Consider the following 4,245-nt stretch of genomic DNA (forward strand, 5'->3'; position numbering starts at 1 on the left):
GAACTAATTGTCATTTACACAAAATCAGTCAGTGCGATTGTGATTCCGAGTTGCTCGGCTAACGCACTGACTGATGATGAAAATTGTGTCAAGTTTGTGAGCGAAAAATGTCCAGAGATATTACAGTTAATTACTTAACAAATAGCATCTCTTGATAGGTAGGTAGCGGCCAGAAATCGTCCGCTACCTCACCTTCTAGGGCGTCAGCATCTTTGCGTAACTCGTCCATCATCGGGCGGATTGTTTTGGCGCAATACTGCATGTGTTCTTCGATCGAGCTAAAATCGTGTTTGCCCATCGCTCCATCGAGTTTACTGACTTTATCCATGATTGTGCCGATTAACATCGCTACTTTTTCGGCACTTTCCTTACTAAGTTCGATCCCGATCGATTTAGCATTAAAAATCGTGGTAGACAGTTCGGAATGATAGCGCATGGCGGCTGGATAAATGGTAGTTTTTGCCATCGTCACCATCAGTTTGGCTTCGACATCGATCGCCAGAATATACTGCTCGGCGTACACTTCAAACCGACTTTCAAGTTCGACGGCACTCAGCACTCCAACTCGCTCGAATAACTCTTTGATGTCATCAGCTTTAAGGACTGGTAGCGCATCAGCAGTCGTCCGCAGGTTAACTAAACCGCGTTCTTCCACCGCCATTTTATGCCAATCTTCGGAGTAACCGTTACCACCAAACACGACGGCACTATGCTTGTCCATCACTTTTTTAAGCACTGTGTTGATGGCAGTAGTTAGATCGGCTCCCTCAGCCATTTTGGCTTCTAATTTGTCGGCAATCCAAGTGAGCGAATCAGTCAGGATCGTATTCATCGCGACTAATGGCCCCGATACCGATTGGTTGGAACCGACGGCGCGGAACTCAAAGCGGTTGCCTGTAAAGGCAAAGGGCGAGGTGCGATTGCGATCGCCAGGATCTTTGGCGAATACTGGTAAAGTGTCTACGCCGAGTTCCATCACTCCGGCATGAGCCGAACTGGTAGTCTCGCCCTTACTAATCTGGTCGAAAACCTGTTCGAGTTGCGATCCGAGATAAACAGAGATAATTGCTGGGGGAGCTTCATTTGCGCCCAAGCGGTGGTCGTTGCTAGCTGTCGCAACAACGGCGCGTAATAGTGGCCCATACTTGTGTACGCCCCGAATCACCGCGCCACAGAACAGTAAAAACTGCATATTGGCATGAGGAGTATCGCCAGGATCGAGTAAATTACCTTGAGTCGCATTCCCCACCGACCAGTTGACGTGTTTCCCAGAGCCATTAATTCCGGCAAATGGTTTCTCATGCAACAGGCAGACAAAGCCGTGTTTCTTGGCGGTACACTTGAGCAGAGTCATCGTCAGTTGCTGGTGATCGCTGGCAACGTTGGCAGCTTCAAAGAAGGGTGCCAGCTCGAATTGACCTGGAGCTACTTCGTTGTGGCGCGTTTTGGCGGGAATCCCCAGCCGATACATCCGCTCCTCCACGTCCTGCATGAACACCTGCACGCGATCGGGAATTGCCCCAAAGTAGTGATCGTCAAATTGCTGACCTTTAGCCGCCGACTTACCAAATAAGGTGCGTCCTGTGAGCAGCATGTCGGGACGACTATGGGCAAAATGCGCGTCAACTAAAAAGTATTCCTGCTCGGCACCACAGCTAGAATTAACGGGTGCAACTTCGGTATGTCCCAGTAACTTGAGCAAGCGTGTAGCCGCTTTGTTCATCGCCGCATTCGATCGTAATAATGGTGTTTTCTTATCCAGAGCTTCACCCGTCCAGGAGATAAACACCGTCGGGATGCAGAGCGTGACACCATTGTCTGTTTCCATCACATAAGCCGGACTGGTAACATCCCAAGCCGTATAACCGCGTGCCTCAAAAGTCGATCGTAGTCCGCCATTGGGAAAAGACGAGCCATCCGGTTCGCCCTGAACTAGGACTTTCCCGGTAAACTCCGTCAACACGCTCCCATCACTTTGGACGGAGATAAAACCGTCATGCTTTTCCGCAGTCGCATTCGTCATCGGGTAAAAGACGTGAGCATAGTATAGTGCCCCTTTAGCGATCGCCCAATCTTTCATCGCCGCAGCGACGGTACCCGCGATCGAGATATCTAGCTTACCACCTGTCTGAATCGTACTCTTAACTGATTTATAAATATCTTTGGGCAAACTTGCCTGCATCTTGCTCAAGGTAAATACATCCGTTGCCCACAGTGCTTCTAAGCGTTGAGGCACCTTGGATGGTAACGGCTGGCGATCGGTTACTTGAGAGACAGCCTGTACGCGCAATTCATGAGTCATGATGATTTATTCCTGGTGAGGTGGATGGATAGAAAATCCCCTCCTCGGAGGGGTGCCCGTAGGGCGGGGTGGGTAGATCTCCGCAGAAACCCAACATTCCTACAATCGTTGGCGAAGCCTACCGGAGGTAATCGCTGAGTGTGTTGGGTTTCGAGGGCTTCAGCCCAACCTACGATCGATCTTTTGCGATCGAAATCCCTCGCCCTCACCCCCAACCCCACACCCAAGCTTGGGAGAGGGGAGCCAGAGCCACAGGCGAGGGCGGGGTGAGGGCTGCTCAATACACTGACGGCACAAAAAACTGCTCGTTACGCGGCGGACGTACATAGTCATGCGGCGCACTCTTGCGCGGGGGCAACTCCAGCGGCTCCGGTGTCATGTCCACATAGGGAATCTTGCTCAAAAAGTGACTGATGCAATTGAGCCGAGCGCGGCGTTTATCATTCGCCTCCACCGTGAACCACGGAGCTTCAGGGATATTCGTATGGGCAAACGTCGCATCCTTAGCTTGCGAATACTCCACCCAGCGTTGGCGAAGCCTCTCCCCTGGAGAATCGCGTGATTCGAGATCCATCGGACTGAGTTTCCACCGCCGTGCCGGATCGGTCGTCCGCGACTGAAACCGTCGCTCTTGCTCGTCATCGCTAACTGAGAACCAATATTTCAGCAAAATAATCCCTGATTTCACCAGCATTCGCTCGAATTCGGGACAAGTTTGCATGAATTCCTGATATTGGGCATCGGTACAAAAACCCATTACATGCTCTACTCCAGCGCGGTTGTACCAACTGCGATCGAAACAAACGATCTCACCCGCAGCGGGTAGATGGGGCACGTAGCGTTGGAAATACCATTCGGTTTTTTCGCGATTCTCCAGGGGAGAGGCTTCGCCAACGCTCGGCGTTCCCAGAGCGACAACCCGACAACCACGAGGGTTCAGCGGCTCGGTAATTCGCTTAATCGTGCCACCTTTACCAGCAGCATCGCGTCCCTCGAACAAAATCACGATCCGCACGCCTGTATTCTTGACCCAGTACTGCATTTTTACCAATTCGACTTGCAGTCGAGCTAGCTCTTGCTCGTAAACTTTACTGGGAAGTTTGGAACTGCCTTCTGCCTCAGAGACGTGATGCAGCACTCGGCGTTCGGCGGTTTGAATCTGGGCTTTTTTGCTCTTCTTCTGTTTTTTCTGCTTGTGCTTGATTGTGGCTGGTTCCACCAGTGAGTCGAACATAGCAGTGGTGGAACTGCCGTTCATGATTTCGGTTTCCATAATTATCCTTTGATAACCCAGTATGAGTGTGGCGCAGGTAATACCGATCTTAAAATTGGATTCATTACCCTCACAACGTCTTAGAAGTTAGCAACAGACAGAGATTGCAAATGTAAGGACAAAATCTCTCAAGCCGATCTTTGTCAACGCTTGTAAGTCGTTAAAGGTTTTTTGGGGTTGACCTATATTAAAGACAAATAAGCTGAGTGTTTGTATTGCAAACTACGAAATATCACAAGCAGATGGTCACACATAAATTTACCGTTCGAGACAACACCCGAAAAGTCAATGCTGGTAGCGAGTACAAGTTATTGTTAGTTTTAAAATATAAACTTGCTCCAAGACTGAATCGACTATTTGTATTGAAAAATACGGATCGATCTGTTGTAAAACAGTAAAGATTCTGTGTTGAAGTCTTCCAATAATATAGCTGTCCGATTGCCAGCAATTTTCAAAAAATAGCTCTCATTACAAAACTCATAAGTATCGATCGAACATTCAATCGATTCTCCAGGGGAGCGGGCTTTCCGCCAACGGCAAAATTTGTAGCGTCTACACAAATGCAATAACTATTTATAAACACGTAAAGTATGACAACAAATTCCGGTAAGGATGGGCTAAAACCAACCCTGGGACTACTCGGTGTCACAATTAATGCAATGGCTTTAAT

The 4,245-nt window shown here is 49.0% G+C and carries 2 protein-coding genes; both read right to left on the reverse strand.

Annotated features, from left to right (window positions below; genetic code table 11):
- Window positions 1-130: 130 nt before the first annotated feature.
- On the reverse strand, window positions 131-2,302 hold the full coding sequence (locus tag RMO35_RS09690; protein ID WP_309740672.1) for a glutamine synthetase III: 2,172 nt from the start codon (window positions 2,300-2,302) through the stop codon (window positions 131-133).
- 277 nt (window positions 2,303-2,579) lie between these two features.
- Window positions 2,580-3,536: a polyphosphate kinase 2 gene (gene ppk2, locus RMO35_RS09695; RefSeq protein WP_396134847.1), complete on the reverse strand. Its 957-nt coding sequence runs from the start codon at window positions 3,534-3,536 to the stop codon at window positions 2,580-2,582.
- Between the last annotated feature and the right edge of the window lie 709 nt (window positions 3,537-4,245).

It is taken from the genome of Chamaesiphon sp. OTE_20_metabat_361, from assembly GCF_031364565.1.

Coding starts and splice junctions, on each gene's coding strand:
- RMO35_RS09690 (WP_309740672.1), bottom strand. CDS start 2,302: ATGACTCATGAATTGCGCGTACAGGCTGTCTCTCAAGTAACCGATCGC.
- ppk2 (WP_396134847.1), bottom strand. CDS start 3,536: ATGTTCGACTCACTGGTGGAACCAGCCACAATCAAGCACAAGCAGAAA.